Origin of the sequence: Symmachiella macrocystis, from assembly GCF_007860075.1 — a bacterium.
GTDB lineage: Bacteria > Planctomycetota > Planctomycetia > Planctomycetales > Planctomycetaceae > Symmachiella > Symmachiella macrocystis.
Genome location: NZ_SJPP01000002.1, coordinates 22,416 through 27,723 on the forward strand (window position 1 = coordinate 22,416; position 5,308 = coordinate 27,723).

Sequence of the window (5,308 nt, forward strand, 5' to 3'; positions counted from 1 at the left end):
CTATCTCTCGCTTCGACAACACGTTATCGCAATCACAGACAGGCACAGGATGTCCCGGCTGTTTCACCCGCTGTTGCTGCTGATCGCCAATGCCTCTGAACACAGATTGGCCAAACACGTCCAATACTTGAAGGAAGAACTGTCGATCCTTCGCGCACGCATCCCCGGCGAAATCCACACCAAGCCAGAGGAGCGCGCCCGGTTGCTGAAATTCGGCAAACCGCTCGGCAAGGACATTGACCGGTTGATCAGCATCGTCACGCCCAGCACATTCCATCGCTGGGTCCGGGAAGAGCGACGTGGCTACAAGCCGGCCAAGCCGGGACGCCCCCGCAAACGGCAAGTATTGCGTGAGTTGGTCCGTAAGATCGCTCGTGAGACCGGTGTCGGTTACACACGCATCCTCGGCGAATTGCGGCGGCTCGGCATCAACCGTATCTGCCGGCAAACGGTTCGCAACATCCTCAAAGAGGAGGGGATCGATACGTCGCCGAAACGGTCCCAAGGTTCGTGGGAACAGTTCATCAAGATCCACGCCAAGACGCTCTGGGCCTGTGACTTTTTCACACAGCGCGTCATCACGCCGCGGGGAATCATGAACTATTTCCTGTTGGTCTTCATCAACGTTGAGACCCGCGAGATCTTCGTCAGCAACTCCATGGCGCATCCCGATTCCGCGTGGGTGACGCAGCAGGCACGCAACTTTTTGATGCACACCTCGGATGGCGACGACAAACCGGCCTGCCTCATCCGTGACCGCGACACGAAATTCACGGTACAGTTCGACGATGTGCTCAAAGCCGAAGGGGTAAAGGTCAAGGTTCTGCCGATACAAAGCCCAAACTTGAATTCGCGCTGCGAACGGGTCATTCAGAGCATCAAGCAAGAATGCCTGGACAACTTTCTGGTGTTTGGCGAACAGCACCTCAACTACCTCGTCCGTGAATACGTTGGCTATTACAACAATCAGCGAGCCCATTCGGCTTGCGGGCACCTACCGCCGTCATGCGCAGATCCGCCCGCGGAGAACAATAGGATCGTACTCGATCAGATCGTTCGCCGCGAACGTCTCGGCGGACTGATTCAGTGGTACGAACGCGCCGCGTGAGGTTTTTAGTCGCTTCCGTTCTCGACGTTTGCGTTCTCCGTGCGCACGTTCCCGGAAAGCATCCGATTTGAAATCGCCTTTGTCGGCTGTTACCATCATTTTCGCCGACAGTTTTACTATGCGATTTTCACACGAACTTCTTTTCGTCGTTTGACTTTCGTCCGTCATAGTTTTTGAACCGCGCGGGCAAAAACACCGCACCTTTGACTCCGGCCTTCCACCAATCATCTTCGACCGGTAGCCCCAATGCGCCGTTTCTTAAACCATTTGTGCTGACGCCGATCGCAAATCCTGTCCCCATCACGGTCAAGACGCCCATCACGTCTCCGTATGTCATCAACCCCGTCGGGTCAATCCCATTCACCGGGTCGCCATGTGTATACAAATACTTATGCAACGACTGCGGGTCACGTAAATTGCCAGAGAACGGGTCGAGGCGATTAAATCGCCCGAAATTCGGATCATACCATCTTGCCCGTAGGTATTGCAGGCCCACGCGGCTGTCGAAGGCTTCGCCGCTGTAGAGCAGGGCCGTCAATGCCTGGGCTTCGTCGAAACCGATGGCGATTCCGTACGCCGTGTAGGCGTAGTGCTGCACAAACGCCGCTGTCGTGTCGAGGACGGTGCGGGGGCATTCCAGTGGGGTTGCGTGAGTGGGCTGGGGGTTGGGGTGAGCGTGGTGTGTGCGGTGCGGTGGGGGACACGAGGCTCTGGGGCGGCTTTCGTTACATTCCAGCTCACGGGAAACACAGGGGCCAGTGGCTCGTTGTCTGCATTGCGGGCGAACCTGTCCTCGCGGGTGGCCCAGGTCGATTCTCGCTGGGCCGACGAAGTCGGTGGGTGGTCTTGCCGTAACGTTGCTGGCTATTTGCAAATCTCTCTTGCGGGTGCGCCGCCCCGAAAGCAGAATCTTTCGGGGGCCACCCTGCGGTCGTCATTGTTATTAGACCGCGCGGCCCACATCAAGCCTTTCGGATAAATATTTTGGCAACTCCCCGACTAAGTCCACTCTGGAGCTATTCTCGAATTCCCAATCAATTAGTCGAAATCCTTCGATGGAGCGTGCAATACGCTCGGCTAGTGATTTACAACAGGATTTGGCAACCGAACGCGCAAAGCCATCTTTTTTCGTCCAGTCCTCGACATTGGGGTCAATTGTCGATGAAAAATAAGATAAGGCGAAAGTACGAATGAATAGGTTCACCATTATGGGCAAATCACTTTCTGGCTCATAATCAATCGAGACGTCTATCAAATGTCCCCATGAATCTGACGCTTCATGCCTTTCTCGAAACGCCCAACATTCGCTAACCTTGCCATCCATGCTTGTAATAATGTGTGTTGGCCCCCACAACTTAAGCCACGTCCACGATTTACAGTCACGCGCCATGTCGATATACGAATCCAATACTGTCACAATGTGGTCTTTGTGGTTTTCCCACACGCTTTCTGTAACACTACCTACAAAACGTGAATAAATGGGATTTGAATATGGAACTTCGAAGTCACGGAGAGTCTGGTAATTATGATCGGTCTCTTTGTCGACACCCCAAGGGTCAATGATCTCAAAACATTGGCTGTTCGGGACCGCAGCGCGAATTACAAGCGGCTGAACAAACCCGGAGCTTATTCGGTCAACTATGTGTGCGAACGTACTACCGGTCATTTCACCTGCCAACGAAAACGTAACACTGGAATAAGGAAGTCCCACGCGATTGTCCTTAATGAAACGGAAAGATTTGGTTACCAGCGGAATCGAGTATAATTACCTGGAAATTGGGTTTCATGGGTTTGTCAAATAGGTGGATGAGGTCATGAGTTGCTGACGCCGCCCTTTCTCGATAGTAGTCAACACTAGCAACGCTCTCTGCCTGTTTGCCAAGTTGAATGAGCACGGATTGATATTCGGCGTTCGGATTGTGCTCTAACACTTGGGCCGCTTCTTCAGTAATAACCTGGTAAAGCTTCCTTGGATTTCCTGTGCCATTATAGGAGGCCACTTCGCGCGCTAGTTCGACTGATTCGCGACGGCCGGGTTTCCACACTTTGGCCACAATGTCGGCTCCTCGCACACCGTCCCCAAATGATTCTACACTTCCTTCCACAATATCTTCGGCAAATTCAAAGGCCCGAGCCGCTCCTTTTCCCGTCACGTTATCGTGCTGACGGACTTGATTGCTGACAAGGTCCCAAAGGTGATGGAAGTCAATATATTTCGGCCGAAGTCTCTTTAAGATCTTCCCTCCAGGCAAGACATCAAAAAACAAGAAGGCGCCGGCGAGAGCCCTTGCATAGGGCCCAACCGGTTCACCATTTTCGTCAATACCAAATACAGCCGCTCGTGAATCTGCCCATACGTCGAACAGTGAGATCGCAACATATGCCTCGAAACCGACTCCGCCAGTTACAACAGCATTATGTGCTCTCATCCCCACGTCTACAGCAAATGTAGTAAGCAACCCTACGAGGCCACCCCAAAACATCCCGGTCGGATCAATCCCATTCACCGGATCGCCGTGCGTGTACAGATACTTGTGAAGCGACTGCGGATCGCGCAAATTGCCAGAGAACGGGTCGAGGCGGTTGAAGCGGCCGGAATTCGGATCATACCATCTGGCTCGCAGGTATTGCAGGCCGACGCGGCTGTCGAAGGCTTCGCCGCTGTAGAGTCGGGTTGTCAGGGCGGCTGCTTCGACGAAACCGATCGCCCTGCCGTAGGCGGTGTCGACGTAGTGCTGCACGAACGCCGCTGTTGTGTCGAGGACGGTGTGGGGGTTGTCGTGGGTGTTGGGGCGGAGCGTGCGCGGGCTGGTTGTTGGGGGGACGTCATACGTGTGATGCTGTGGGGAAAACGAACCTCTGGATCGACTTCAGTCACATTCCATCTCACCGGACGTCACAACAGGGTCCAGAGGCTCGTTGTCTGCAGGGCGGGCGAACTTGTCATCGCGGGTGGGCTAGGTCGATTCTCGCTGGGGCGACGAAGGCGGTGGGTGGTCTTGCTGTGATGTTGCAAGCTATCCGTAAACCTCTCCCGCGGGTGGTCCCGAAAGCAGAATCTTTTGGGACCACCCGCGAATGTCCTTCCTTTGCAGGTGCAAGTAACGTCCGGCATTTTTATTGAACTGCGCGGCAAACGCATTTCATTTGACTTTATTGAACATTCACAACATATCGTCTACGAGAGAATGTTCGACTAAGTCGCGAAATTTTTTTAAAAAACCGAGCATTTGTACTACAGGTTTATTGGCCGTGTAACCTGAGTATTCAGTAAGACCAACATGTCTATTCATCTCTTCCGGAGGAATGTACTCCCCGTAAGCTGTGATCTTCGCATGGACTTCATCAAGCAGCAATATGAGCTGCATTTTTGTTTTCGAATCATCCAGAAAGTCATCCAGCTGTAGATCAGTGCATCCAGGTCCCGGAAAAGCCTCATCTGTTGTCCAGTACTCAAAGAGATTATCGAGTTTATCGCTCTCCATCTTCCCAGCCGAGTGCTCCTTATGGGCCTCGAATAAGAACGCACATAGCCACTCAATGTCACTGTCTTTGGCCAGAATATCATTGCCCGATAACTCTACGTATGAATGTGCCATTCATGCCTCCTCTCATAGCGTATATTTCGATTGACTGAATCATTGAAAAAAGGTAGCGTTTCCTTTTTCGGAAACAACCAAGGGGGGAATAGTGCCAATTACAACGACTCGCACAAAGTATGACACGGATCTGACCGACGAACAATGGTAATTGATTCAAAAACATCTGCCGACAGCTTGCAAATGCTGGCTGCCCCGAACCGTCTTTCGGCGAAAATCATCAACGCGATTCTGTAAAACAATCGCACTGGTTGAGCGTGGCGTTTGTTGCCACATGATTTTTCCAAATGGCGGACCTTGCACATACTGTTTTTGTGACGGCGAAACAATGCAACATGGGAACGTATTCACGATACGTTGCGTAAACAATTCATTCTGCATAACTGCCGGTGAAAAGCACTTACCGACGGCTGCGGTCATCGATAGTCGAACGGTCAAGACGAGCGATGTCCGCGGTTTTTCTGCGGGGAAAAAGATTCCCGGCGGTAAACGACATATTGTGGTCGACACAGAAGGGATGGTGCTGGCGGTCGTTGTGCAAGCTACTGATGATCAGCACGGCGGTTGGTAAAGGGTAGGATTGGATTGTGAAAACTCGCTC

6 protein-coding genes are annotated in these 5,308 nt (G+C 52.5%); 2 read left to right on the forward strand and 4 right to left on the reverse strand.

The window, feature by feature from the left end; genetic code table 11:
• Positions 1–49: 49 nt before the first annotated feature.
• A complete protein-coding gene (locus tag CA54_RS18245) occupies positions 50–1,108 on the forward strand; it encodes an integrase core domain-containing protein (protein ID WP_146372449.1) in 1,059 nt (352 codons plus the stop codon).
• A gap of 127 nt (positions 1,109–1,235) precedes the next feature.
• Here the strand turns inward: CA54_RS18245 and CA54_RS29455 are convergent, their stop codons facing one another.
• From CA54_RS29455 to CA54_RS18265, 4 genes are all read right to left on the reverse strand, one after another.
• Positions 1,236–1,706: an RHS repeat-associated core domain-containing protein gene (locus CA54_RS29455; protein ID WP_197532590.1), complete on the reverse strand. Its 471-nt coding sequence runs from the start codon at positions 1,704–1,706 to the stop codon at positions 1,236–1,238.
• A 345-nt stretch (positions 1,707–2,051) separates the two neighbouring features.
• Complete coding sequence (locus CA54_RS18255; protein WP_146372451.1) at positions 2,052–2,819, reverse strand: hypothetical protein; 768 nt, start codon at positions 2,817–2,819, stop codon at positions 2,052–2,054.
• Positions 2,820–2,829: 10 nt separating this feature from the next.
• Complete coding sequence (locus CA54_RS18260) at positions 2,830–3,849, reverse strand: RHS repeat-associated core domain-containing protein (RefSeq protein WP_146372452.1); 1,020 nt, start codon at positions 3,847–3,849, stop codon at positions 2,830–2,832.
• 423 nt (positions 3,850–4,272) lie between these two features.
• Complete coding sequence (locus CA54_RS18265; protein WP_146372453.1) at positions 4,273–4,707, reverse strand: hypothetical protein; 435 nt, start codon at positions 4,705–4,707, stop codon at positions 4,273–4,275.
• A gap of 328 nt (positions 4,708–5,035) precedes the next feature.
• Between CA54_RS18265 and CA54_RS18270 the strand changes: the two genes are divergently transcribed.
• The gene (locus tag CA54_RS18270; protein ID WP_146372454.1) at positions 5,036–5,278 is read left to right on the forward strand and encodes a transposase; all 243 of its coding nucleotides are present in this window, start codon (positions 5,036–5,038) and stop codon (positions 5,276–5,278) included.
• Positions 5,279–5,308: the final 30 nt, after the last annotated feature.

What these genes read in the sequence shown, in the direction of transcription:
- CA54_RS18245 (WP_146372449.1), top strand. Translation starts at nt 50, where the DNA reads ATGTCCCGGCTGTTTCACCCGCTGTTGCTGCTGATCGCCAATGCCTCT.
- CA54_RS18265 (WP_146372453.1), bottom strand. Translation starts at nt 4,707, where the DNA reads ATGGCACATTCATACGTAGAGTTATCGGGCAATGATATTCTGGCCAAA.
- CA54_RS18270 (WP_146372454.1), top strand. Translation starts at nt 5,036, where the DNA reads ATGCAACATGGGAACGTATTCACGATACGTTGCGTAAACAATTCATTC.